This is a genomic window from Nocardia cyriacigeorgica (genome assembly GCF_010868145.1).
Lineage (GTDB): Bacteria > Actinomycetota > Actinomycetes > Mycobacteriales > Mycobacteriaceae > Nocardia > Nocardia cyriacigeorgica_D.
In genome coordinates this window covers 443,589-467,130 of record NZ_JAAGUY010000001.1, presented here as the reverse complement: position 1 = coordinate 467,130, position 23,542 = coordinate 443,589, and the positions used below count along the sequence as shown (strand labels likewise).

The window sequence follows — 23,542 nt, the reverse complement described above, 5'->3', positions numbered from 1 at the left end:
ACCACGACGCTGCGGTGACTACGCGGGAGGGGGTTTGTGACCGCGTCGAACGGATAATTGTGATGGGGAGTTACGGTTGAGTCCGCACAGCGTCCAATGTCAGGAGTTCCGGTTGAAATCAGAACATCCCTCGGGATTTTCGATCGATGACTTAACGATTGGTTCGTTTGCTCACGGCTTCGGAACGACCGACGACGGCCGGCCGTTCGCCTTCCGCACTGTCCGCTCCACGCTGCGCCTCGAGATCTACCGTCCCGACCTCGACACCGATGTTCCCGCACCCGAAGACGTCGTCGCGGTCGCCGAGGTCAAGGTGACCGATATCGATCTCGACGATGACCGCAGCGTCGTCGCACTGGTGCGTGATCTGATCCCCGACGCCGTTCCCACCGTCGCCGACCGCGACGTCACCACGGTCCGGGCCCTGCTCGGCCGAATCAGCTCCGTGATCGATGGTATGTAGGTAGTGATGCGTTACACACCTTTCTCCCGCGCCGACAGACCTGTCCGCGCCGCACTGGCGGCCGCGGCACTGGTCGCACTGGCCGCCACCTCGGCCTGTGGTTCGGGAGTCGACGACGATGCCGTCGCCGCGGCACGCTCCGCGGCGAACGCGGCGCTGTCGTCCTCGGCGGCAGCCACCTCCTCCTCGATCGCCGCGCGGGTTCTGCCGACCGCCGCCGAACTCGACGCCCAGATCAAGCGGGCGCTGGACCCGGCGCTGCCCGACGCCGAACGGACAGCGCTCATCGAGGACGGTGAAGCCTTCCGCGACGCCATCCCGGACATGTACAAGGCGTTGCAGGACAACCCGCACGCCGTCTACGGCGTCACCGACCCGGTGTTCGACAACCACGATGGCACCTTGACCGCGACCATGCGGCTGGACAAGGACGGCACCGGCACCCAGATCCGCACCACGGTCGTGCATTTCGTGTATATCGACGGACGCTGGAAGATTTCGCGCACCGATCTGTGCGGCATCCTGCGTTCGGCCGATTACCGCACCCCGGCCTGCGGCTGATCCGGCCGCGGGAACGTCACCGATACCCATGATCTCCACTGGCCCGCAACGGTGGGGGCGGTTCGTCCACCGCCACCGCTACCTCGTCTTCGCCGTCTTCCTGCTGGCCGTGGCCCTGTCCGGCTTCTACGGCCGTGATCTGGCCGGCCGCCTGACCCAGGAGGGCTGGTTCGACGAATCCAGTGAATCGGTCGCCGCGTCGAAACTGGCCGACGCCACCTTCGGTCGCGATACCGACAGCGACCTGATCCTGCTCTACACCGCGCCCGAGGGCCGCACCGTCGACGATCCCGCGGTCCGCGAGGCCGTCACAGCTCAGCTGGCTGGCCTGCTAGCCGAGCACCCCGAGCGTGTCCTCAAGATCGACAGCTACTGGGACAGCGCCTTCACCAGTGGGTTCGCCGACGACACCCGCACCCATGCGTTCGCCAGCGTCGGCCTGCGCGGGGAAGGCACCGCCACCGTCGACAACTACACCGCCATCAAAACCGACCTGCGCGCGGGCGTCCCCGGTGGCGGGCCCGCGGGGACCACCGTGCAATTGGCCGGGCTGCAACCGGTGGTCGAGGGCATCAACACCGGCATGCAGGACGACATTCACCGCGCCGAACTGATCGCGCTGCCGCTCGTGGCGATCCTGCTCTATTTCGTGTTCGGCGGCGTCATCGCGGCACTGTTGCCGGTGCTGATCGGCGGGATGACGATCCTTGGCACCCAGGGCATCATGCGGCTGCTCACCGACCATATCGAAGTCAATGTGTTCGCCAGCGCCGTGGTGACGTTGGTCAGCCTCGGATTGGCGATCGATTACGGGCTGTTCACCGTGACCAGGTTCCGGGAGGAACTGGCCGCCGGACGCAGCGTCGAGGACGCTGTGGCGCGCACGGTCGCCACCGCGGGCCGCACTGTGCTGTTCTCCGCGGCGATCATCGCTGCCAGCCTCGGCGCGCTGCTCATCTACCCGAACGGTGTGCTGCGGTCGGTGCCCTATGGCGGTATCAGTTCGGTGTTGCTTGCGGCGGTGTTGTCGGTGACGGCGCTGCCCGCGGTGCTCGGGATCGTCGGCCATCGCATCGATCTGTGGGGCTGGCATCGGTTCGCCAAGACCAAGACCGCCGAGGAGATCGACGCCGGATTCTTCTCCCGGCTCGCCGTACTGGCGATGAAACGGCCGTGGATCGTGATCGTGCCGATCGTGCTCGCCCTGCTGGCGCTGATCGTGCCGTTCCGCCAGATCGAATTCGGGGGCCTGAGCGAACGCTATCTCGCCGACGACAACCCCGCCCGGGTCGCGCAGGAACAATTCGACGAGATGTTCCCCGGGTTCCGCACGGAACCGTTGAAACTGGTGGTGGTTGGTGCGGATCCGCAGCAGCTCAGCGACATCCGTTTCCAGGCCAACCACACACCGGGATTGACGGGGCCGTTCGAACCGGCCGCACCCACCGAAGACGGCATCAACGTCCTGAACGCGGGGCTGGTCGATGACCGCAGCGCAGACACCGCGATCGCCGCTCTGCGCGCCATCGAGGCACCACCGGGTGTGCAGGTGATGGTGGCCGGTGTGCCGGCACTCGAACGCGACAGCATCAACGGGCTCATCGACGGGCTGCCGCTTCTGGTGGCGATCCTGATCGCGGCCGCGATCACCTTGATGTATCTGGCGTTCCGGTCGATGGTGCTGGCGATCAAGGCGGTGGCGATGTCGGCACTGAGCCTCGGCGCCACCCTTGGCATCTTGACCTGGATCTTCGTCGAAGGCCACGGCGGGGATCTGTTCGAATTCACACCGGGCCCGCTGATGTTCGCCGTCCTGGTCCTGATCGTGACGGTCGTGTTCGGCCTGTCCACCGACTACGAGGTGTTCCTGCTGTCACGGATGTCGGAGGCACGCGCCGACGGCGCCGACCCACCCGAGGCCATCCGCTACGGCATCGCCCACACCGGTGGAGTGATCACCTCGGCGGCAGCGATACTCATCGTCGTCACCGGAGCGTTCGGGTTCTCGGATCTGGTGCTGATGAAATACATCGCCTACGGCATGATCGCGGCCCTGGTTATCGATGCGACCGTGGTGCGGATGCTGCTCACGCCTGCGCTGTTGAAACTGATCTGGCGTGATCGAGGCTCGACGCGCCGTTCGCAGGCGGTCGAGGCGCCCGGTCCCGAGACCGCCGAGTCGCTGCGGAAATGATCGCCAGGGCGTGTTTTCGCTGCGGAGTTGGACTCTCCGGTTAGCGGAGGGTCCACAATCGTGGCATGACCACGGTGACCGGCATCAATGCCCGCGGAATGCAGCACTGCGAGACGACAGCGCTGGGAGTGCTGCTGCGGCAGCAGGGCCTGGATCTGTCCGAGCCGATGCTCTTCGGTCTAGGATCCGGTCTGTCGTTCATCTACTGGGACAGCAAGAACATCGGCTTTCCCTTCCTCGGTGGACGGGTCAAGCCGTTCGAGCTCACGAGGAACCTGGCCGGGCTACTCGGGCTCGAGCTGACAGTTCAGGAAACGACGTCGGCACGCCGGGCCTGGGAGAACGTGGTGGGCGTCATCGACGGTGGACGCCCCGTCGGACTCCAGCTCGACAGCTACCACTTGGACTACTTCGGCTCGAAAGTGCACTTCGGCGGGCACGTCGTCGCCATGTACGGCTACGACGACCACGACGCGTATCTGGTGGACACCGACCAGCAAGGCGGCACAGTTACCACCAGCCTGACCAGTCTCGCGGCGGCCAGGGCAGCGCGGGGTCCGATGACCGCCAAGCATCGCTCGTTCACTCTCACCGCTGCGAACGGCTTGCCCTCCCCGCGAAAACACATCGTCCCGGCGATCACCGCTTGCGCCCACGCCTTCCTGCACCCGCCGATCGCCAACCTCGGCCACCGGGGAATCACCAAGGCCGCCAAGCTGATACCCACCTGGCTCGACCGGACCGACATCCCACAGCGCGACCTACCGCAGGCTGCTCTCCTGATGGAGAAGGCAGGCACCGGCGGCGCCCTGTTCCGAAACCTTTACCGCGACTTCCTCGCCGAATGCACCGAACTGGTCGACAGCGATCATCTGCGCACCGGCCACCGGCTCTACACCGAGGCCGCCGCGCTATGGACCGAAGTCGCCGCCCTGATCGCGGCAGCCGGTCCATCAGGTGATGCGCAGCCCCTGGTCGACGCGGGCACTATCCTCGGCGACCTGTCGCGAATCGAGTACGAGGCGATGCAGGCGTTGAGCAACCTCGATGAAGTGCGCTCGACGGAGATCGAGGGGCCGTCATAACCCGCACAGCGGATTCAAGGACTGTCTGCGCAATGTCGAGCATTCCCGGCTCCTAGCTGACCGTGGTGTTGCGTTTCAGCAATGGACGTCGCCGGCGTGCGCGGTCGGCTGCGGCCGCGAACTCCTCCGCCAGCACGCCGTAGAGCATGAGATCGCTATGGTGGCCGTCGACGAACCGGGCCTTGCGGGCGACGCCCTCTCGGACCGCACCGACGACCGCGCAAGCTGCGATCGCGGCGCGGTTTCGGTCGAGGATCCAGGCATACATCGGGTGCAGCCCGATCACCTCGAACCCGAACCTGCTCAGCAGCTCGGCGGCCTCGATATAGCGCGCAAACACGCCCCGGCGCATCAGGACGATCTCGACAACCGGTGCGTCGATTGGGCCCGCCCATCCCCGAAGCCCTCGATCACCTCATCGCGGGACACCCGGACTCGATTGCGGAGTGCGCGGGCAACGCACCACGTGCCGTCGTGGACCTGGTGGATCCCGACATTCAGCACCAGGGCCAAGAACTGGTCGACAAACTCCCTGTCGAGCACGATGAGTGGGAGTTCGCATCCCAATCGTCGGGGAGTTCGGGGAGTACGGATTCGTAGCCGCGCGGAGGGCATCGCGAAGCTCATGTACCCGTTCGTCGGGCACGACATCGAAGCGCAGAATGAGACTCATCGGCGTCGCCCAGATCGGGCGGGTTGGGTCCGCGCCCACGGTGAGGAGTTGGTTCGATTGTCGCCAGCCGGCGTGCATCCTGATGTAGCCGAGGCAAGGCTACTTTTCGAATGTCTGGATCTGAAGATTTCCGCTCCGGTTCCTGAGCAGGAGAATGCCGAGTACGGAGCGTTCGTGTCCAGAGTGGGTCGCGGGTCGGTCAGATTCCGGGTGGGCAAGCTGACGCCGGCCAAGGTGGGTTTGTTCGTCACCGTGTGGAGGCGTGCCGAGGATGGGTCGACGGAGCCGTTGGCCGCCGAGGACGGGATCGATCTGCTGGTGGTCACTGCCAGAGAGGGGAAGTGCTTCGGTCAGTTCGTGTTCCCGAAGACCGTGTTGGTTGAGCACGGGATCGTTTCTGTGGAAGGCCGCCGCGGCAAGCGCGGGTTTCGCGTGTATCCGCCGTGGTCCGCGACAGGAAACAGGCAAGCGAGGCGATCTCAGAAGTGGCAGTGCGAGTACTTCCTCGAGCTCGACGGTCGCGAGAGAGTAGATGTGCACCGAGCGCAACAGCTCTATGACAGGGTGTATCCGACATCGTGAGGATGGTGACCATCCCGAGCAATGACTCGCCGACGCCCGAGAAACCCAGCTTCACCATGCCCTGGTGGTCGGCCCCTTCGGAGACCAGCGGTTCGGGCCGCCGCTCGATCCGCACGATCGCCGCGTCGACTGATGCTGACACCCGCGCTGCTGAAGCTTATCTGGCGTGATCGGGGTCCGGCGCGCCGACCGCGCGATGCTGATGCGCCGAGCAACGACACCACCGCGTCGCTGCGCAAATAAGCGAATCGGGCGGGCGTGATCTCGCTGCGTTGGTCCCTCCCGTTAGCGGAAGGTCCATCATCGTCGGGGTAGTTACCGCGAAGAATCAACGGATATGCCGTAGCCATCGGTGCGCCGCCGCCGCCCGATCACCGGTGGTGAGGTACGGGGGTTGAGGAACATTGAGCGCCCCTGCCCGATACGGCGCCTGCTCCGGCGCGCATGATCGTTTCATGGCAACTGATGTTCAGCTCGGCGATGTCCGAGCCTGGTACGACGAGACCGGTACCGGGGACCCTGTGCTGCTACTGCACGGCGGCTTCGTCGATTCACGCTCGTTCGATCCCGCCGTCGCCGGGCTTGCCCAGCACTTCCATGTCTATCGAATGGATCGACGCGGGCACGGACGCACGCCCGACGTCGAAGGTCCGATCTCCTACGACCTGATGGCCGAGGACACGATTGCGTTCCTGGACAAGGTGATCGGCGGCCGCGCCCACCTTGTCGGCTACAGCGACGGGGCGATTGTCGCGGTCCTCATTGCTATCCGACGACCCGACCTGGTCGGCAAACTCGTCTCGATCAGCGGAAATTTCCACCACGACGGGCTGTTGCCCGGTGTACTCGACGGCTTTGCCCACGAGGAACCGCTGCGGCGCCTCGCGGGCCGCTACGGTGAGGTGTCCCCGGACGGCGAAGCGCATTTCGGTGTCGTCGTCGACAAGCTGCTGCGGATGGCGCGGGCCGAGCCCACCCTGTCAGTGCGGGATCTGGCCACCATCACCAGCCGCACACTGATTCTCGCTGCGGACGACGACGCGATGAGTCTGGAACACACCGTTGCGATGTACCGCGCAATCCCCGACTCGGAGCTCGCGATCGTGCCTCGGACCTCGCACTTGCTCGTCGTGGAGAAGCCCGCCGAGGTCTACCGCCTCGTCGGCGACTTCCTCAGCGCCGACGCGACTCCCACCTATCAGCCGATCCGCCGTGCTTGATCCCGCGCGGCATCTCATTCCAACAGCGGGGCCGCGGGACGGTAATTACAACGGGTCTGTCGCACTTCCGGTGGTGACGGCTTAGATCAGGTCATGCCAGCAGGATCCTGCGGCAGCCGATAACGGCACCCTCCGCGCCTCGGATTTCGCAGCTGCCCGCCAACAGTCAAGGGGAATACTGGATTTCGGACCGTGGGGTCTGACTACCCGAGGAGGCCCGGTGTTCCTGGGCCACCGCCGACCGGGGCCGCCGCCCAAGTCACCGCCTCCTGGCCCCGCTACGCCGCAGGCCCTCAGCTGCGATCACCATCGGGCTGGACTGCGCCACTCGACGAAACTGCAACGAGTGCTGATGACCGGATGATGTGCCTGCTCACCGCACGGTGGAATCCAGGTCGTTGACCGTAGGGCCGAACCAGTGCTCGACCTCGGCCGCCAGGCTGAGGAAGGCGGGTAAGTCCTGCTCCACTGCAGGTCTGACAATCATTCGGGCAGTTTGGCACGGCTACGGCAAACGTGACCCGCCGCCGTTCAGGGGGCGGAGCTGATGCGCGATCAGGTTCCGGGATGCACGGCGGGGGAGTGATCTGCCGAATCTCATCGGAAGTGCTTGTGGTGCAAAGCACCTCGATCTCAGATCGCGAGGGTCAATCGGGAGGGGGTGATGTAGTCGGCAGGGTCGACCAGCGATCGCAGTTCGGGGCGCTGTTCGGACTGGGTGCGGAGATCACCCGTGCTCGGCGACGAACGCGCTGAGCAGGCGAACAACCTCTTCGGGGCGCTCGACATTCGGGGAATGCCCAGATCCGGTGACGACCTCGACGTGAGCTCCAACGGCGGCGTAGCGGCTGTAGTGCGGGCGACGTCATACATCTGGTCGCGATCGCCGTGCAGTACCAACGTGGGCAGTCCGAGCGCGTGAACCTGCGCGTCGAGCGGATCGGCGGCCAACCGGGCCCGACGTTCGGTGAGAACCGTGCGATACATGGCCGGACTCATCGCGCGATGGTCCAGCACCGGACGCTGCGGGTGATCGAATGCGTTGTCGCTCCGGAAACCTGGGGCGAAGCCCGTGCGCATGCCGAGGCGCACTGCCGTCGGCGGGCTCAGACGATGCAGGACCGGCCCGAGCACCGGCAGCGTCATCACCACTCCGCCGGGCGGCAGCGTGGCGTAGCTGTAATCAGGCGCCTGGCCGATGATCGAGACTGCGCGTACGTCGCTGCGTCGCCGCGCCAGCGCCAGCGCGACATCCGCACCGAACGAATGACCGACGATAATCGCGCCGCTGACGCCGAGAACGTCCAGGAGCGCATCCAGCGTGGCCGCCTGCGATTCGGGGACGAGCCCTGTGTGTCCGCCGGTGCGGCCGTGGCCTCGCAGGTCTGCGCGGATGACTCGATGTCCGGTGGCAAGTTCCCCGGTCAGATGGTGAAACCAGTGCAGTGATCCACTGAACCCGTGGATCAAGACGATCGCGGGTGCGTCGTCGGGGCCATCGACACCGACATGGACCGGTGTGCCCGCAGCCACCATCATCGTCGTCCTCACGACTCGATCATGCTGGATGCGGCCATCCGGTACCACTGGCACCCTTCTCACACCCTTGACGGATGTTCAGATCGAGAAGGTCAGTCGGGCCGGTGCGATGTAGTCGGCCGAGTCGAGCAGCGGTCGCAGCTGCGGGCGATGCTCGGGCAGGAATCCGGTCGAGTTCGGCGCGCGGCGCGCGATAGTAGGCGGCGGCCGGGGCGGTGAAGCCGGGGAGGACCTGACACACCTACGGTTGGACCCCAATGCATGTATTCACAGGTCGTCATCGCCAACGGCAGCACGGTAGGGTGTGACGGTAGCGCGCTAATTCTTTGCTCGCAGCCAAGGGTTCGCGGACAGACTGGGCCGCAGTACCTGCCGCACGATCCCCGCGACCCCTGAGCTGGGCGTCGTGACCCATGAGCCATTTCCCGGACGTTACGGGTGGGCAGGCAATGCCGCCTGATCCTGGGCAGCGGTGGCAGCACCCGGGCACCGAACTCGATACCCGGGTGCGTCCGCTCAGCGAATCAGCAGTCCGGCCAACGTGATCCACTGATCCGGATGGACTCGCGCCGCCGCGATGTCGTGGGCGATCCCCGCTCCGTCGAAGGCGCTGTCCACTCCGCCGTACCGCGTGGACAGCGACGCGTGCACCGACCCTCCGATACCCGAGAAACCCAGCTGCACCACGTCTTGGTGGACGGATTCTTCGGTCACCAGTGGCTCGGGTCGCCGCTCGATTCGCAGGATCGCCGAGCCGACCGACGGCTTCGGCCGGAAGTTTTCCCTGTCGATCACTCCGAGTTGTTCCCACGTGAACCACGGCCAGCTCTGCACCGTGATCTGGCTCCAGTGGCCGGAGTCGCCGGACTGTGTGCGTGCGTACTCCCATGGCGTGACCAGCGTCGCCGACGTCAGTGACGGCGCACGCCAGCACCAGTCGATGATCTTCGGCGTGTCCGGGAAGGAGATGTTGCCGACCACCGCGAACGGCTCGCGCGGGGACCGTGCGGTCGTGGGGTCGCCTTTGACGACTTCGAACCCGGTCCTGGCCTTGAGCTTGACGGCGAGCAGCGGGTCGGTCTCGTAGCCGACGACCTCGGCGCCGGTTCTGGCCAGCGCGGCGGTGAGCGCGCCCGTACCGGATCGTGGGTCGAGGATGAGGCCGGTCGGTCTGGCCGCCTCGACTACTTGCTCGACGGCAGGCCCGTCGGTCAAGAAGCTGGGCGAGAGCCCGTGCCTGGCTCGGTCTCTGGGCGTGTGTCCGCCCTTGACTCGCGCCTTCTTCTGCGTGTGTGAATAGTTTCCGTGTGCGAATGACTGCGAAGCCACGGCTGCTGCCCTTCTGGGTCCTCGAGATGAATGACGGTCTCTCGATGGGCCCGGGCGCGCCAGCGCGACCTGGGGTCCGCTAGCGGGCCAGAGCCCGGCCGTGGCGGATGCGAATGAAGCAAAGGCAAGGCATGCGGTGGAGCGTACGGACCGGCCGGTTGCGCGGCAACACAATTAATCGAGGGTGGCGGTTCCGGCGGATCCACACGCTCGACCGGAACGAGACTCAGATCGAGAAGGTCAGCCGGGCCGGCGCGATGTAGTCGGCCGGGTCGAGCAGTGATCGCAACTCCGGGCGACGCTCGGATGGCAGACGGTCGAGCTCCGCACGCAATGGCTGGTCATAGGTGGCGGCCGGGGCGGTGAAGCCGGGCAGCCAATTGTCGTGGTGCGCTGGGACGAAGATCCGCGGGCCGATCGCGTCGATGTAGGTGCGTGGGTCGCGCAGGCCGTTGGTGAGCTGGTTGAACCCCTGAATGGCGCCGACCTGCACATCGGTCGGCGCTAATGCGGCGAGGACGTCGAATACCTGTGGCGCCTTCTCGGTGAGCGGGCCCGCCGAATCGTGCCACACCAGCGAAAAGCCCGGTACGCGTAGCTGATACAGCAGACATCCGCCCTCCTCGTCGCGGAGCCGGGGCAGGCCGACGCCTAGGTCGTCGAGGGTCGGCGGATGTGTGGCGATCGCGCATAGATCCGGGACTGGGAAGAACGGCGGCGAACCGTTCGCCCGGTCGGGCGCGGTCGGACCGGAATGCAGATGCCGCACCGCCATCACGTCGATATCGCCGATGGTGAATTCGTGAACATGTCCCGGCGCGGTGCCCGCATCACCGAGCGCGACCGTGCCGAACCGCGGGTCGGGTACCTGCGCGCGGATCGTCGCGCAATGTTCGGCGGTGCCGTGCACGACCGCTCCGCTGGCTTGCGCGATCCGTCCCGCATCTCCCGCGTGGTCGAAATGGCCGTGTCCGATCAGTATCGCCGCGGGCTGTAGATCAGCGAGATCCTGCGCGGTCGCGGGCACGTATCCGGCGCTGCTCAATCGCGGCACCCACGCGTCCAGCAGCAGAACCGTGCCGCCGAACGCGACCGCATAAGTCGCGCACCCCACCCATGACAGCACTACCCGATCCGGCCGCACCGCGCCCGTTCCAGGATCGACCACGTCGGCGCCGAAAAATCGCTGCCGTGCCGCCACGGTGCGCGGTTTCAGCGGCGCACCAGCTGCCACCGCCGCGCCCAACGCCACCAGAACGCCGCCGCCGAGCGCCCCACCCAGCACGCTCCGCCTGCTCACCATCTGCCGCGTCACCTCACACACCCATGTACAAGAACACGTCGGCCACCATTCGACAAGGCTCCGACCGGTGGGGTCGTAGACCTGTCCGAATAGGGCCGCCGGCGGCGAGGCCGTCGGGGCCCGAGCGGTCGAGGCGGTCGAGTTTCGGCACGACGAAGGTGTCGCCGCCCGGACCGCGGCGAGCGCCTGGTCGAGGCCAGGGCGGGCTCGGGTAGTGCCGGTGTACCCGTGGTCGAGGTAGATCCGGTGCACGGGAAACGACTTCCCGCGCAACAGCGTGTGATTGCATGAAGCATGGCCGATATCGCATTGATCGGGGTCCCGTTCGACGGCTACGGACGCCCGGGCCATCAGGCCGAGGCCGCCGCAGTGTTGCGCTCGGCCGGTCTGCGCGATGCGTGGTCGCGCCACACCGTGGTGAGCGACGACGATCTCGAGCTGCCTGCTCCGGTTCCTGACCGGGGCAGAAACACATCGCTGATGAACGAGACCGCGCTGATTGCGATGGTCGACGCCCTGGACGTTCGAATACCGGCGGCCGTGGCGGCGGGGCGCTTCCCCTGTGTGGTCGGCGCCGACTGCACCACGTTGCTGGGGACCATACCGGCGTTGAGCCGAGAGGGTATCGGTCTACTCTTCGTCGATGGCCACGAAGACACGATGCCGTTGGACGTGTCCGAGGACGGCGAGGCCGCGAACACCGAGATCGGGCTCCTGCTCGGCGTTACCGGAGGCCTTCTCCGGGGGACTCTCGCCGACCGATTACCCGCTTTGCGCCGCTCCGAGCTGGCAATCCTCGGCCCTCGCGACGTGGAGTGGCGACGTCAGTTCAACGTCGGCTCGCTACGTGACGCCGGCGTATGGCTGCGCGCCTGCCACGGGCTCGCCAGAGCACCACAGCACTGCGCGCGAGAGGCAGTGCGTCATCTGAAACACAGCTGCTCGCGCTGGTGGCTGCACGTCGACCTCGACGTGCTCGACCCCTCGGTCTTCAATGCCCAAGGTCTGCCCGACGTCGAGGACATCCCCGGCGGTCTCACATGGGACCAGCTGACGCAGGCGCTCACCGCCGCGGTGTCGTCAAGAGGCTGCGTCGGCTTCAGTATGACCATCTACGATCCCGACCAAGACCCGGACCGGTCCCAAGCTCAGCGGATCACGTCCATGGTGGCCGAGATCGCAGCAGCACTGCCGTAGACACCCCGCACGAGGCAACGACTTCACTCCCATGACGCTTACTGACCGATCATCGAACGGACGGCGTCGAGACGGCTCCAGGTTCCGGAGCGGGCGGTGTCCGGTCGAGTCGAGCCGGGCCAGTTCGCCTGGTCCTGATACCCCTACCGGGGAGCGGTCGACCGCGGCGAAGGCCGGCCGCATAACCAGCGGGTCGGGCGGCGCACGAGCATGAAGGTCGCCGGCCTCGACCTGGCGTTCCTGGTCAGCGGGGTCCCTGCGGTTACGGTGACACGATGGCGAAAGCAACGAGACCCGCTGGGGTGCTGCGCTTCTGGCGACTATCCGGCCCCGGCGCGAAGTTCCTCGCGCCGATCAACCCGTTCTTCGTGGTGATCGAGACGACCGGTCGAAAATCCGGACTGCCGCGGCGGATGCCACTGGCGCGTGGCATCACCGACGGCACGGTGATATCGCTGGTGTCGGTGCACGGTCGGCGCGCGGATTGGGTGCGCAATATCGAAGCCGACCCGCGGGTGCGGCTGCGCACCGGGCTGCGCTGGCGGACCGGGACCGCGATGGTCGAGCCGTTGACCGCGCAGCAGCTGGCCCGGTTCAACACCTATATCCGCTCGGCCGCCGACCGGTTCGCGCTGGACGGCACCGAACAGGTCCTGGTCCGGGTCGATACCGGCGCGGGCTGAACGGGCGGTCGGTTACAGCTGGACGCCGAGCAGGGCGTCGATCGCGGTCGCCACTGCAGCTGGGGCGCCGGTGTCGGTCCCGCCGTAGGTGAGGGCCTCATCGGCCCAGTTGTCGATCGCGGCGAGCGCCTTCGGGGTGTCGAGATCATCGGCCAGGTGCTGACGCAGCCGGGCGATGGTGTCGGTCGCGTCGCCCGAGGCGGTCAGGGCGGTGGCGCGACGCCAGCGGTCCAGGCGGGCCACGGCCTCGGCCAGCACGGCGTCGGTCCACATGCGGTCCTGGCGGTAGTGGCCTGCGAGCAGACCGAGACGGATCGCGGCCGGATCCACCCCGGCGCGGCGCAGCTTCGACACCAGCACCAGGTTGCCCCTGGACTTCGACATCTTCTCGCCGTCCAGCCCGATCAGCCCGGCGTGCACGTAATGGCGGGCGAATCGGCGTCCGGCGGCCAGCGCTTCGGCATGGGCGGCCGAATACTCGTGGTGCGGGTAGATCAGGTCGCTGCCGCCGCCCTGGATATCGAACTCGGTGCCCAGCCGGTTCACCGCGATCGCGGCACATTCGATATGCCAGCCGGGACGCCCCGGGCCGAACGGCGACGGCCACGACGGTTCATCCGGGCGGGCCGCCCGCCACAGCAACGCATCGATGGGGTCGCGTTTGCCAGGACGGTCCGGGTCGCCACCGCGCTCGGCGAACAGCCGCTCCATGGTCGCGCGGTCGTAGCTGGATTCGTAGCCGAACTGTTCAGTGGCGTCGGCACGGAAGTAGATATCGGGAAATTCAGCGTCGTCGACGGTGTAGGCGGCGCCCGAGGCGACGAGTTTGCCGACGAACTCCACCACCTCGTCGACGGACTCGATGGCGCCGACGTAGTCGCGCGGCGGGATGATGCGCAGCGCTGTCATGTCCTCGCGGTACAGCTCGATCTCGCCGGTACCGAGGTCACGCCAGTCGACGCCGTCGCGGGCGGCGCGTTCGAACAGCGGGTCGTCGACGTCGGTGACGTTCTGCACGTAGTGCACGTAGTGGCCCGCATCGCGCCACAGCCGATTGATCAGGTCGAAGGTCAGGTAGGTCGCGGCGTGGCCGAGGTGGGTGGCGTCGTAGGGGGTGATGCCGCAGACGTACATGGTGGCGGTGGCGCCGGGCGTCACCGGACGCACTTGGCGGTCGGCGGTGTCGTGCAACCGCAACGGGGGTCCTGCTCCGGGGACCGTCGGGATCGGGGTATCGGACCAGGACTGCATTCTTCGAGGGTAAAGGTGTGGTGGGGGCCATCGGCGCCCACCCCGGCGCACGCACGTGGCCGGACATGCGATACGCGCGCCCGGACCTGGGCAGAACCGGCGTTGCGCCGATGTCAAGGGTTGCGCTCGAGCAGAATCGTTGGTGGTGGTGAGCTCAGAACGCGGGCCACGGGATCGGGCGTGAGGTCACCGGCAGCGGCATCGTCGGCTCGTCCAGCAACCGTTTCGCGCGGTCGAGCAGCGCGGCGATCTCGGCGTCGGTGATATGAGCCGCCAGCGTGTCGGCGAGCGTGCCGGGCAACGCGTTGGTGAAGGCCTCGATGTCGGTGAGCAGGCCGTCGTCGATGGGTTGTCCGGCCCACCCCCACAGCACGGTGCGCAGTTTGTGCTCGCTGTGCAGGCAGATGCCGTGGTCGACGCCGTACACCTGGCCGTCGGTGCCTTCGAGGGCATGCCCGCCCTTGCGGTCGGCGTTGTTGAGCAGCACGTCCAGCACCGCCATCCGTTGCAGCCGCGGGTCGTCGGCGTGAATGAGCGAGACCTCGTTGCCCTCGGGATCGAGCGCACGCAGTACCTCGCAGAACCCCTCGGGGACCGCGTCCGGCGGGCACAGATCGACCAGGTCGAGGCGATGGCCGCGGTCGGTGTGATTGTCGGCGGCGGTGATCCAGCGTTGCACCATGCCCGGCCCGAACGGTCCGTCGCGCAGGATCGTTTCCGGGATGACCGACCAGCCAAGCGCTTCGGAGATCAGGTAGGAGGCGACCTCGCGGCCCGCGAGGGTGCCGTCGGGGAAATCCCACAGCGGCTGTTCGCCGCGTACCGGTTTGTACACCACCCGCAGCGGCGTGTCGTCGTCGCCGATATCGCAGACGAGGGTGAAGTTGCTCGCGGTGGTCACCCGCCCGATCACCGTCAGCTCACCGGTGTAGAACTCGTCCCCGGCCGCGGGCACGGGTCATTCCTCCAGCTCGGTGGCGCCGAAGATATCGCCGCGCTTGTAGCCGTTGGTGCGCACGCACATGTGCCCGCGCGCCGACAGCGGTTCCCCGCACAGCGGGCACGGTGGGCGGCCCGCCGCGATGACCCGCGCCGAGCGCAGCGCGAACTCTCTGGCCTGGATCGGGGTGAGGAACACCCGCACCGCGTCGGGACCTTCTTCGGTGTCGTCGAGCACCACCGATTCATCGACCTCGGTTTCGGTGATCGCCAGCAGTTCCACCACGACCGCGCCCGCATCGGCGTCCCAGCCCAGGCCCATGGTTCCGACGCGGAATTCGGCGTCTATCGGCGTGACCAGCGGGTCGTTGTCGCTGACGTTGTCGGCTTGGGGCGGCACCTCGGCGCCGAAGCGGCGCGCCACCTCGTCCAGCAGCAGGCCCATGCGGTCGGCGAGCACCTTCACCTGCTGCTTCTCCAGCAACACGCTGACCACGCGCGGTTCTTCCACGGCCTGCAGGTAGAACGCACGATCGCCCGGTTCACCGACAGTTCCGGCGATGAAACGTTCGGGGGTGCGAAATACATGGATTGCTCGTGACACATGCACCTCCTGCTACGTGATCATGTTCGGCCCGCGGCGCCCGTCTCCGGGGCGACGCAGCGGCGATTGCTCGGTTCGGCCGACTACTCATTACAAGGAATCGCTGGGCCGCGCATTCCCATTATCCGTGTTCCCGGGCGCGCCGATCTCACCCCCGGGCACCGGACCCGACTGCGCCGAGGGCTGGGCGGGCGCGGGAACCAGACCGTCGAGGTCGGATCCGGTGTCATTCATCCGCGTGACGTACGGCGAGGTCGGGGTGTAGCGGACGACGCTGATCGAGGCCGGTTCCACCACGATGCGCTGGAAACCGTCGAGGTGCAGTCCGAGTGCGTCGGCGAGGACCGATTTGATGACGTCACCGTGCGTGCATGCCACCCACAGCACGTCACCGCCGTGTTCTTCGGCCAGTGCGCGATCGTGCTCGCGGATCGCGGCCACCGCGCGGGTCTGCACGTCGGCGAGTCCCTCACCGCCGGGGAACACCGCACCGGAGGCGTGCCGTTGCACGACCTTCCACAGGGGTTCGGTCAGCAGTTCGCCTATGGGACGGCCGGTCCAGTCGCCGTAGTCGACTTCGGCGAGTCGCTGTTCGACGACGGGCTCGAGTCCGGTCTTGTCCGCGAGCGGTGCCACGGTGCGCTGACAACGCAGCATCGGCGAGATCACGATCCGCTGGATCGGTAGCCCACCCAGGCGTTCGGCGACCGTGCGTGCCTGTTCGGTGCCGCGTTCGGTGAGTTCGACGCCGGGACTGCGGCCGGCCAGGGTGTGGGCGGTATTGGAGGTCGACACACCGTGGCGCAGCAGGATCACCGTCATGCGGCCAGCCTAGCGATCATGTCGCCGACACCACGCCGCCCGCGAGCAGGCCCATCAGGATCAAGCCGAGGACGATGCGGTAGCCGACGAACCAGTTGAGGCTGTGGTTGCTGACGAAACGCAGCAGCCACGCCACCGACGCGTACCCGGCGACGAAAGCGATGAGGGTCGCCACGAGCAGCTGCGGGCCGCTGGCATTGAGGCCCTCACCGGCGGGTTCGAAGGCGTCGGGCAGGCTGAACAGACCCGATGCGGTAACCGCCGGAATGGCGAGCAAGAAGGAGAACCGCACCGCGGCCTCGCGTTCGAGGCCGAGGAACAAGCCCGCGCTCGATGTCGCGCCGGAGCGGGAGACACCGGGGATCAGCGCCAGACACTGGGCGAAGCCCATGACGAGGCCGTCGCGGGTGGTCAGCTGTTCGATCGGGCGGGTTTTGCGGCCGTAATATTCGGCGGCGGCGATCACCAGCGCGAACGCGATGAGCATGAACGCCACCAGCCACAGGTTGCGGGCGCCGGTGCGGATGACGTCCTTGAACAGGAACCCGAGCACGCCGATGGGAATGGTGGCGATGATCACGTACCAGCCGATGCGGTAGTCGAGTTCGCGTTGTGCGTCCTCGTCAGGGTCGTAGCCGATCGGCCCGGATCCGGTGACCACAGGAAGTTTGGTGGTGACCTGTTCGCTGAGCGGTACCAGTTCCCGGGAGCGCTGGGTCAGCTTCTCGAACACCGTGGCGCACCACACCCGCACGATGCGCCAGATGTCCTTGGCGAAGTACACCAGCACGGCGGCTTCGGTGCCGAGCTGGGTGACGGCGGTGAATGAGGCGCCCGCGTCGTCGCCGAAGAACACCGACGAGACGATTCGCAGGTGTCCCGACGAGGAGATCGGGAGGAATTCCGTCAGCCCCTGGACCAGGCCGAGCACTATCGCCTGGAACCAGGTCATCGACTCGCCTATCACTCACCCTCCTGTACTGCGCCGAAATGTCCGTTCCGAGTAGACGATTGGCTCATCAGCGGGTGAACCCGGCGTTCGGATCGCTATCTCGCAGCGACAGTACCGTGTTGACCTGGACGGTGCGGGGCGGGGTTGAGGCGCGAGCATGCACCGACAGTGTGGCCCACACGACGCGCGAACAGGCGCGCAGGAGGGGCCGCGCGGCCGGACCAGGCTCTACGCTTGGCGCCGTGACGAATGCGCGGACACGGTGATGGAGCAACGGACGGTCGGTCGCAGCGGCCTGCGGGTCTCGCGGATCGGGCTGGCCACCCACACCTGGGGCAGCCGGACCGACGCCGAAGACGCGGCGGTGCAGTTGGTGGCGTTCGTCGAGGCGGGCGGCACCCTCGTCGACACGTCCCCGGCCTACGCCGGCGGGGCAGCCCAGCGAATCTTGGCCGATCTGCTCGGTGACCTGGTCTCACGTGACGATCTGGTGCTCAGCGGCTGCGCGGGTCTGTATCCGCGACCCGCGCCCCCCGCCGCGGACGGGGCCCCACCCCTTCCGCAGGTGCCGGGGATCGGCGTGGACACCTCGCGCCGGACGCTGCTGCGGCAGCTGGATCGCACACTGCTCGAACTGGGTACCGACCATCTCGACATCTGGCATATCGCAGCCTGGGACCCGCGCACCCCACTCGACGAGGTCGCTGCCACGGTGGAGCTGGCGGTGCGTTCGGGCCGGGTGCGCTACGCGGGCGTGCGCGGTTTCACAGCGTGGCAGCTGGCGAGCCTGGCCGCGCTCGCACCGATCAGCGTCACGCAGACGCCCTATTCGCTGCTGGCGCGCGGCGCCGAGGACGATACGGTGCCCGCCGCCGCCCACCATGGCGTCGGGATGATCGCGACCGCGCCGCTGGCCGGCGGCATCCTCACCGGCAAATACCGTGACGGCGTACCCGCTGATTCGCGCGGTGCCGATGAAGCGACCGCCGCCGAGATCCGCGGCAGGCTCGACGACCGCGCCACCAGGGTCGTCGACGCGCTGGTCACCGCCGCCGACGGTTTGGCGACTTCCCCGCTGGCGGTGGCGCTGGCCTGGATCCGGGACCGGCCGGGCGTCGCGAGCATGTTCGTCGGGGCGCGTGACATCGGTCAGCTGACCGGTGTCCTCGCGGCGGAAACGCTGGAGCTGCCACGCGCGATCGCTGCGGCCCTCGATGATGTGAGCGCGCGCACGGAATGACCTCGGCGGTGTCCGCGTGGGCTGCGGCGGGTTTCCTGTCGGGTGCGGCTGAGCGGAGCGAGGCCGGACGACCTCAGGCAGCGCCCGTTAGGCTTGCCTACATGAGGTATGACCGTGTCCGATCCGGGTGGGTGCGCACCGTCCTCGCCGCGCTCGTCTTGGGTGTGTTGCTCGTATCGACCGGTTGCGGTGCGAGCGGCCAGGGTGCCATCGACGGGCAGCGCGGACCCACCACCGCGGCACTGCCCGATATGGCGCCGGTCCCGATCGGCCCGGAACCGACGCCGACGCTGCCCGCGACAGTGCGTTCCTTCGACGGCACCGAGGTCACCGTCACCTCCGCCGATCGCATCATCGCCGCCGACCGGTACGGCACGCTCGTGCAGACCGTCTGGGCATTGGGAATGGGCCCGAACCTGGTCGGACGGTCCACCGCCGGAGTCTTCCCCGCGGTCGACGATCTGCCCAACGTGACCGGCGGCAACGGGTCGCTCAACGTGGAATCGATCCTCGCCTTGCGGCCGACGGTGTTCCTCACCGACACCACCAGCGCCTCGCCCGCGGTGCGTGAACAGTTGCGCGCCACCGGCGTCACGGTCGTCTATTTCGATCCGCAGCGCACGATGGAGGGCGTGGTGCCCCAGATCGAGGCGGTCGCCGCCGCGCTCGGCGTGCCCGATCGGGGTCAGGCGCTGGCTCAGCGCACCAGCGACGAGATCGCCGCCGCCGCCGCTGCGGTGCCCGCGCAGAACCCGCCGTTGAAGATCGCATTCCTGTATCTGCGGTCCACGGCCATCACGATGCTCGCGGGGCCCGGTTCGGGCGCCGATGCGCTCATCGCCTCGGTCGGCGGGCGCGACGCGGGCACCGAAGCGGGCGTGACCGAACCGTTCACCGCCATCACCAGCGAGGCGATGATCAGCGCAGCCCCTGATGTGTTGCTGGTCATGACCGATGGGTTGAAATCTGTGGGCGGTGTCGAGGGCGTGGCCAAGATTCCGGGGATCGCGCAGACTCCGGCGGGCCGCAATCAGCGCATCGTCGACATGTCGGATGCGGTGCTGCTGAGCTTCGGCCCCAACACCGGGCGCGTCATCGAAGCGCTGAGCGAAGCCGTCTACGGGCCGGCAGGAGCATGAGCGGTGATCCTGGGAACTACTGGTCCGGCGGTACGCGCAGCGCGAGGAGTTGGAGGAAGCGAACCGACGAGCAGTCGTTCGTGAGCGCGCCGAGCGCCGGCGAGGTGGCTTCATGACCGAGCGGGTGAAGGTGGCCGAGCGACGCCCGGCAACCCCGCGCTGGTCGCGCACGACCGTCGTGTTCGCCGTGGCGATCGCAGCATTGGTCGTGTTGGCGTTGGCGTCGGCGGCGATCGGGCAGGTGCCAACCAGCATCGCCGAAGTCGCCGGGTCGGTGCTGCACCGAATCGGGCTGGATTGGGGACCCATGCCCGCGCATCCGGCCGGTGAGGTGACGTTGTGGGAGGTCCGGTTCCCGCGGGTGATGCTGGCGATCCTGGTTGGTGCCGCGCTGGCGACAGCAGGTGCATTGTTGCAGGGCGTGTTCGCCAACCCGCTGGCCGAACCGGGCGTCATCGGGGTGTCAGCAGGTGCGGCGGTCGGCGCGGGGACGGTCATTGTGGTGGGTGGTGCGTTCGTCGCCGCCTGGTCGGTGGCCGCGGCCGCGTTCGTGGCCGGTCTTGCGACCACCGCGCTGGTGTATCTGCTGGCCCGATCCAACGGGCGCACCGAAGTGGTGACCCTGGTGCTGACCGGTGTCGCCATCAACGCCTTCGCCAGCGGGCTGATCGCGTTCCTGCTGTTCGTCGCCTCGCCCGCGGCCCGCGATCAGATCGTGTTCTGGCAGTTGGGCAGCCTCAACGGCGCCACGTGGTCGGCGGTGTGGGTGGTGGCGATCCTCACCGTGATCGGTGTCTTCGCGGCGATCATCGTCGCGCCGAAACTGGACCTGCTGGCGCTGGGTGAGTCCGCGGCCCGCCACCTCGGTGTCGATGTGGAGCGATTGCGGCGCAACGTGATCGTCATGGTGGCGATCCTGACCACCGCGGGCGTGGCGTTCAGCGGCATCATCTTGTTCGTCGGGCTCATCGTTCCGCACCTGGTGCGCATGCTGGTCGGGCCGGGACATCGGATCTTGATCCCGCTGAGTGCGGTGATCGGCGCGGTGGTGCTGCTTGCCGCCGATGTCGCCGCGCGCTCGCTGGTCGACAACGCCGACCTACCGCTTGGCATGCTGACCTCCCTGATCGGCGGACCGTTCTTCTTCTGGTTGCTGCGCCGCACCCGCGCACGGTCGGGAGGTTGGGCATGAGCTGTCAGAGATCTGAGGGTGACGCCGCAAACTTCGGCGTGTGTTGCCTCGTGTGCCGGGCCGCATTCGATGCACACACCTGCCGACCGCCCGGCGACCGCGTTCCTACCACGCACCGCGGTGCGGCCGACGCGCCGGACCGTGTGCGTTCGGACGCTGCGATGCCGAATCCGATGGGCGGTTCATCGAGGGTGGTGGCCGCGTGACGGGGCTGAAGGACGGCTTGGAGACGGTATTCGCGCGCACGCATGATCTGCCGTCGGCACCCGCGCCGGGAGCGGTGACGCTACAAGCGAAGGGCGTGAGCGTGGACCGGCGCGGCGGCGGCGCGAAGGTGCGCCGCGTGCTGACCGAGGTCGATTTCGCGGTGGCCGCAGGCGAAGTGGTGGCGTTGGTCGGCCCGAATGGCGCCGGTAAATCGACGCTGCTCGCCGTGCTGGCCGGCGAACTGGCTCCCGCCGACGGTGTCGTCGAACTCGACGGCCGGGCCGTCACGCACTGGTCGCCGCTGGATATGGCACGGCGGCGCGCCGTGCTGCCGCAAAGCCATACCGTCGGCTTTCCGTTTTCGGCGGGCGCGGTAGTTGCGATGGGCCGTGCACCGTGGCAGCGGACCGCGATGCGCGAACACGACGACGAGATCGTCGCATCCGCCATGGCCGCCACCGACGTCACGCATCTGGCTGAACAGGCGTTCCCCACATTGTCCGGCGGTGAGCGCGCACGGGTCGCGTTGGCGCGTGTGCTGGCCCAGAGCACCTCGACGCTGCTGTTGGACGAACCGACCGCCGCACTCGATCTCGGTCACCAGGAATCAGTGCTGCGGCTGGCGGCCGAACGTGCGCGGGCCGGCTCGGCGGTGGTGGTCGTGCTGCACGATCTGGGTGTGGCCGCCGCCTACGCCGACCGGGTCGCGGTGCTCGACGGCGGCCGCATCGCCGCCGACGGTCCGCCACGCGACATTCTCACCACCGAATTGCTGACACGGGTTTATCAGTATCCGGTCGAGGTGCTCGACCATCCGGTCACCGGCGCCCAGCTGGTCCTACCGGTTCGAGGCGGGATCAGCGAGTAGGCACTGCGGGTCGGGTTCTCGTGGTTCGCGGGAGCGTATGTACCGCTCCATGTGCCGCCGCGGGCCGGTACCTGCCAGCGGACAACGATCCTGGCGCTACGTCATCATCGGTGGCCGGTGAGCGCGGTGATGGCTTCGGTGAACATTGTCTGCTTGATGGCGGCGAGAGTGCCCTGGTCCTTCGCACCGAGCGGGGCCAGCAGTTGTGTGGCGGCCCGGACGAGTTCGCCTTCGGCGGCGGTGGCGTCGACGATGCCCGCCGCCGCGGCGTCCACACCGCCCCAGCGACGTCCGGTCGTCATCGACGCCACCGCGGCCTGCGGGGTCAGCTTGGCCTGGATCAGTGCCGCCATCCCCGGGGTGAACGGGATGTGGATATCGACCTCCGGGAAACAGAAATAGCCGCGGTCAGCGCGCATGATCCGGTAGTCGTGGGCGATGGCGAGCATCGCACCGGCCCCGAACGCGTGCCCTGGCATGGCCGCGACGGTCGGTACGCCAAGGGTCAGCACCCGCGCGAAGAGGCCGTGCACCTGGTCGACATACCAGTCGGCGCGCTCACCATTGGCCGAGAGCCAGTCCAGATCGAGGCCGTTGGAGTAGAACTTGGCGCTCGCGGTGGTGATCAGCGCGTGTGCGCCGTCGGCGAGTACGGCATCGAGGTGGGTGTTCATCTCGTCGAGGAAGGTGGGGGAGAAGCGGTTCTCGCCGTCACCGAGGTCGAGAACGGCGATCTTGTCGTGGTAGTCGAGGGTGGGCATCGGAGCTCCTTCTTCTTTCTCTGGTTTCAGTCGGGTGGTCCGACGGCGAGGACCGCCCGCACCGCCGCATGTAACTGCGTCAATGCGTGCGGCGAATCGATCTGATTGCGCCGCAACAGGATCGCGGTTGGCAGATCGACCAGGCAGGTGGTGATGACGGCGACCGCGCGTCCGTCGCGGCGGCCCCACATCGCTTGCGCGAGCCGAATCATCAGCCTCACCAATGCGCGGTCGGTGTCGGCGAGTTCCGCGGTGAGGGTGTCGGGTAGGTCGTCGCCGAGTAGCTGATCGCGCGAGATCGCAAGCAGCAACGTCGAGGCGTCCGGGTGTCTGCGTGCGAACACCGCCGGTGTTTCCGCGGCGGCGACAACAGCGTCGACGCTGGTCTCGGAGCCGATCTTCGCGGATTGCCCGGGCGTGAGGATCGCATCGACCAGTTCGGTCTGCAGGGCGAGGAACCGGTGCGCGGCGCGTAGCCAGGTGCGTGCCAGCAGTTCGGCGCGGGAGCCGAAGGAATGGTAGATCGCGCCATTGGAGACGCCGGTGGCGGCAGCGACGGCACGGATGGTGACCGCCGCGGGTCCCGACCGCGCCGCCAGATTCTCGGCGGTGTCGAGGACGGCGTTGGGATCGTGGGTCCGTGGGCGTGGCATGGCACCACCATAACAGAGCAAATGCTCTGTTATTCGAGAAGGTGTGTACGGGCGCCGGGTGCGACTCTGTCGCCTTACGGCACTT

Annotated in this window: 24 protein-coding genes; 13 read left to right on the top strand and 11 right to left on the bottom strand. The window is 67.5% G+C overall.

The genetic code is table 11. The annotated features are described in order from the left end of the window. Window positions 1-112: 112 nt before the first annotated feature. The 4 genes from GV792_RS02040 to GV792_RS02025 all read left to right on the top strand — a co-directional run bounded on the left by GV792_RS02040 (window position 113) and on the right by GV792_RS02025 (window position 4,303). Window positions 113-463 (top strand): hypothetical protein, encoded by a 351-nt coding sequence (locus GV792_RS02040; RefSeq protein ID WP_163821856.1) that lies wholly within the window; start codon window positions 113-115, stop codon window positions 461-463. Window positions 464-469: 6 nt separating this feature from the next. After that, window positions 470-1,024 carry a hypothetical protein gene (locus GV792_RS02035; protein WP_163821855.1) on the top strand — a complete coding sequence of 185 codons (555 nt, stop codon included), beginning with the start codon at window positions 470-472 and terminating at the stop codon, window positions 1,022-1,024. Between the two features lie 28 nt (window positions 1,025-1,052). Next, window positions 1,053-3,218, top strand: coding sequence for an MMPL family transporter (locus tag GV792_RS02030; protein WP_256673730.1), 2,166 nt, complete (start codon window positions 1,053-1,055; stop codon window positions 3,216-3,218). Window positions 3,219-3,283: 65 nt separating this feature from the next. After that, window positions 3,284-4,303: a BtrH N-terminal domain-containing protein gene (locus GV792_RS02025; RefSeq protein WP_163821854.1), complete on the top strand. Its 1,020-nt coding sequence runs from the start codon at window positions 3,284-3,286 to the stop codon at window positions 4,301-4,303. Between the two features lie 52 nt (window positions 4,304-4,355). Here GV792_RS02025 and GV792_RS02020 read toward each other — a convergent pair whose 3' ends face one another. Beyond that, complete coding sequence (locus GV792_RS02020) at window positions 4,356-4,655, bottom strand: GNAT family N-acetyltransferase (protein WP_163821853.1); 300 nt, start codon at window positions 4,653-4,655, stop codon at window positions 4,356-4,358. Between the two features lie 273 nt (window positions 4,656-4,928). Between GV792_RS02020 and GV792_RS02015 the strand changes: the two genes are divergently transcribed. The 3 genes from GV792_RS02015 (at window position 4,929) to GV792_RS02005 (ending at window position 6,778) form a co-directional block, all read left to right on the top strand. Continuing rightward, a complete protein-coding gene (locus tag GV792_RS02015) occupies window positions 4,929-5,558 on the top strand; it encodes a MepB family protein (protein ID WP_163821852.1) in 630 nt (209 codons plus the stop codon). A 2-nt stretch (window positions 5,559-5,560) separates the two neighbouring features. Beyond that, a complete protein-coding gene (locus tag GV792_RS02010) occupies window positions 5,561-5,728 on the top strand; it encodes a hypothetical protein (RefSeq protein ID WP_163821851.1) in 168 nt (55 codons plus the stop codon). A 285-nt stretch (window positions 5,729-6,013) separates the two neighbouring features. Next, window positions 6,014-6,778, top strand: coding sequence for an alpha/beta fold hydrolase (locus GV792_RS02005; protein WP_163821850.1), 765 nt, complete (start codon window positions 6,014-6,016; stop codon window positions 6,776-6,778). 633 nt (window positions 6,779-7,411) lie between these two features. Here the strand turns inward: GV792_RS02005 and GV792_RS01995 are convergent. From GV792_RS01995 to GV792_RS01985, 3 genes are all read right to left on the bottom strand, one after another. After that, window positions 7,412-8,329, bottom strand: a complete 918-nt coding sequence (locus tag GV792_RS01995; RefSeq protein WP_163821849.1) for an alpha/beta fold hydrolase — start codon at window positions 8,327-8,329, stop codon at window positions 7,412-7,414. Between the two features lie 504 nt (window positions 8,330-8,833). Continuing rightward, the gene (locus GV792_RS01990) at window positions 8,834-9,646 is read right to left on the bottom strand and encodes a ribosomal RNA small subunit methyltransferase A (protein ID WP_163821848.1); all 813 of its coding nucleotides are present in this window, start codon (window positions 9,644-9,646) and stop codon (window positions 8,834-8,836) included. A 226-nt stretch (window positions 9,647-9,872) separates the two neighbouring features. Next, the gene (locus GV792_RS01985; RefSeq protein ID WP_163821847.1) at window positions 9,873-10,949 is read right to left on the bottom strand and encodes an MBL fold metallo-hydrolase; all 1,077 of its coding nucleotides are present in this window, start codon (window positions 10,947-10,949) and stop codon (window positions 9,873-9,875) included. A gap of 294 nt (window positions 10,950-11,243) precedes the next feature. Between GV792_RS01985 and GV792_RS01980 the strand changes: the two genes are divergently transcribed. Both GV792_RS01980 and GV792_RS01975 read left to right on the top strand, forming a co-directional pair. Further along, a complete protein-coding gene (locus tag GV792_RS01980; protein WP_163821846.1) occupies window positions 11,244-12,146 on the top strand; it encodes an arginase family protein in 903 nt (300 codons plus the stop codon). A gap of 275 nt (window positions 12,147-12,421) precedes the next feature. Then, the gene (locus tag GV792_RS01975; RefSeq protein WP_163821845.1) at window positions 12,422-12,829 is read left to right on the top strand and encodes a nitroreductase family deazaflavin-dependent oxidoreductase; all 408 of its coding nucleotides are present in this window, start codon (window positions 12,422-12,424) and stop codon (window positions 12,827-12,829) included. Window positions 12,830-12,841: 12 nt separating this feature from the next. Here the strand turns inward: GV792_RS01975 and mshC are convergent, their stop codons facing one another. The 5 genes from mshC to GV792_RS01950 all read right to left on the bottom strand — a co-directional run bounded on the left by mshC (window position 12,842) and on the right by GV792_RS01950 (window position 17,397). Next, the gene (gene mshC / locus GV792_RS01970; RefSeq protein ID WP_163821844.1) at window positions 12,842-14,080 is read right to left on the bottom strand and encodes a cysteine--1-D-myo-inosityl 2-amino-2-deoxy-alpha-D-glucopyranoside ligase; all 1,239 of its coding nucleotides are present in this window, start codon (window positions 14,078-14,080) and stop codon (window positions 12,842-12,844) included. Window positions 14,081-14,234: 154 nt separating this feature from the next. Further along, entirely contained in the window at window positions 14,235-15,035 is an 801-nt protein-coding gene (locus GV792_RS01965) for an SCO1664 family protein (RefSeq protein WP_163821843.1), read from the bottom strand. A 3-nt stretch (window positions 15,036-15,038) separates the two neighbouring features. Further along, the gene (locus tag GV792_RS01960) at window positions 15,039-15,623 is read right to left on the bottom strand and encodes a DUF3090 domain-containing protein (protein WP_163821842.1); all 585 of its coding nucleotides are present in this window, start codon (window positions 15,621-15,623) and stop codon (window positions 15,039-15,041) included. A 90-nt stretch (window positions 15,624-15,713) separates the two neighbouring features. Next, window positions 15,714-16,445: a histidine phosphatase family protein gene (locus tag GV792_RS01955; protein WP_163821841.1), complete on the bottom strand. Its 732-nt coding sequence runs from the start codon at window positions 16,443-16,445 to the stop codon at window positions 15,714-15,716. Window positions 16,446-16,461: 16 nt separating this feature from the next. After that, on the bottom strand, window positions 16,462-17,397 hold the full coding sequence (locus tag GV792_RS01950) for an undecaprenyl-diphosphate phosphatase (RefSeq protein ID WP_163822201.1): 936 nt from the start codon (window positions 17,395-17,397) through the stop codon (window positions 16,462-16,464). Window positions 17,398-17,662: 265 nt separating this feature from the next. Here GV792_RS01950 and GV792_RS01945 point away from each other — a divergent pair, with 265 nt between their 5' ends. The 4 genes from GV792_RS01945 (at window position 17,663) to GV792_RS01930 (ending at window position 22,043) form a co-directional block, all read left to right on the top strand. Then, window positions 17,663-18,637: an aldo/keto reductase gene (locus GV792_RS01945; protein WP_163821840.1), complete on the top strand. Its 975-nt coding sequence runs from the start codon at window positions 17,663-17,665 to the stop codon at window positions 18,635-18,637. Between the two features lie 101 nt (window positions 18,638-18,738). After that, window positions 18,739-19,776: a heme/hemin ABC transporter substrate-binding protein gene (locus GV792_RS01940; RefSeq protein WP_163821839.1), complete on the top strand. Its 1,038-nt coding sequence runs from the start codon at window positions 18,739-18,741 to the stop codon at window positions 19,774-19,776. Window positions 19,777-19,888: 112 nt separating this feature from the next. Further along, window positions 19,889-20,968 (top strand): FecCD family ABC transporter permease, encoded by a 1,080-nt coding sequence (locus GV792_RS01935; RefSeq protein WP_163821838.1) that lies wholly within the window; start codon window positions 19,889-19,891, stop codon window positions 20,966-20,968. A gap of 202 nt (window positions 20,969-21,170) precedes the next feature. Next, window positions 21,171-22,043: a heme ABC transporter ATP-binding protein gene (locus GV792_RS01930; protein ID WP_163821837.1), complete on the top strand. Its 873-nt coding sequence runs from the start codon at window positions 21,171-21,173 to the stop codon at window positions 22,041-22,043. Window positions 22,044-22,147: 104 nt separating this feature from the next. Here GV792_RS01930 and GV792_RS01925 read toward each other — a convergent pair whose 3' ends face one another. Both GV792_RS01925 and GV792_RS01920 read right to left on the bottom strand, forming a co-directional pair. Then, window positions 22,148-22,804, bottom strand: a complete 657-nt coding sequence (locus GV792_RS01925; RefSeq protein ID WP_163821836.1) for an enoyl-CoA hydratase-related protein — start codon at window positions 22,802-22,804, stop codon at window positions 22,148-22,150. A gap of 26 nt (window positions 22,805-22,830) precedes the next feature. Next, window positions 22,831-23,457, bottom strand: coding sequence for a TetR/AcrR family transcriptional regulator (locus GV792_RS01920; RefSeq protein WP_163821835.1), 627 nt, complete (start codon window positions 23,455-23,457; stop codon window positions 22,831-22,833). Between the last annotated feature and the right edge of the window lie 85 nt (window positions 23,458-23,542).

Excerpts from the sequence above, each read along its gene's own strand:
- GV792_RS02035 (WP_163821855.1), top strand. The coding sequence starts at position 470 with ATGCGTTACACACCTTTCTCCCGCGCCGACAGACCTGTCCGCGCCGCA.
- GV792_RS02030 (WP_256673730.1), top strand. The coding sequence starts at position 1,053 with ATGATCTCCACTGGCCCGCAACGGTGGGGGCGGTTCGTCCACCGCCAC.
- GV792_RS02025 (WP_163821854.1), top strand. The coding sequence starts at position 3,284 with ATGACCACGGTGACCGGCATCAATGCCCGCGGAATGCAGCACTGCGAG.
- GV792_RS02020 (WP_163821853.1), bottom strand. The coding sequence starts at position 4,655 with ATGCGCCGGGGCGTGTTTGCGCGCTATATCGAGGCCGCCGAGCTGCTG.
- GV792_RS02015 (WP_163821852.1), top strand. The coding sequence starts at position 4,929 with ATGTACCCGTTCGTCGGGCACGACATCGAAGCGCAGAATGAGACTCAT.
- GV792_RS02010 (WP_163821851.1), top strand. The coding sequence starts at position 5,561 with ATGGTGACCATCCCGAGCAATGACTCGCCGACGCCCGAGAAACCCAGC.
- GV792_RS02005 (WP_163821850.1), top strand. The coding sequence starts at position 6,014 with ATGGCAACTGATGTTCAGCTCGGCGATGTCCGAGCCTGGTACGACGAG.
- GV792_RS01985 (WP_163821847.1), bottom strand. The coding sequence starts at position 10,949 with ATGGTGAGCAGGCGGAGCGTGCTGGGTGGGGCGCTCGGCGGCGGCGTT.
- GV792_RS01980 (WP_163821846.1), top strand. The coding sequence starts at position 11,244 with ATGGCCGATATCGCATTGATCGGGGTCCCGTTCGACGGCTACGGACGC.
- GV792_RS01975 (WP_163821845.1), top strand. The coding sequence starts at position 12,422 with ATGGCGAAAGCAACGAGACCCGCTGGGGTGCTGCGCTTCTGGCGACTA.
- mshC (WP_163821844.1), bottom strand. The coding sequence starts at position 14,080 with ATGCAGTCCTGGTCCGATACCCCGATCCCGACGGTCCCCGGAGCAGGA.
- GV792_RS01955 (WP_163821841.1), bottom strand. The coding sequence starts at position 16,445 with ATGACGGTGATCCTGCTGCGCCACGGTGTGTCGACCTCCAATACCGCC.
- GV792_RS01950 (WP_163822201.1), bottom strand. The coding sequence starts at position 17,397 with ATGACCTGGTTCCAGGCGATAGTGCTCGGCCTGGTCCAGGGGCTGACG.
- GV792_RS01945 (WP_163821840.1), top strand. The coding sequence starts at position 17,663 with ATGGAGCAACGGACGGTCGGTCGCAGCGGCCTGCGGGTCTCGCGGATC.
- GV792_RS01940 (WP_163821839.1), top strand. The coding sequence starts at position 18,739 with ATGAGGTATGACCGTGTCCGATCCGGGTGGGTGCGCACCGTCCTCGCC.
- GV792_RS01935 (WP_163821838.1), top strand. The coding sequence starts at position 19,889 with ATGACCGAGCGGGTGAAGGTGGCCGAGCGACGCCCGGCAACCCCGCGC.
- GV792_RS01925 (WP_163821836.1), bottom strand. The coding sequence starts at position 22,804 with ATGCCCACCCTCGACTACCACGACAAGATCGCCGTTCTCGACCTCGGT.
- GV792_RS01920 (WP_163821835.1), bottom strand. The coding sequence starts at position 23,457 with ATGCCACGCCCACGGACCCACGATCCCAACGCCGTCCTCGACACCGCC.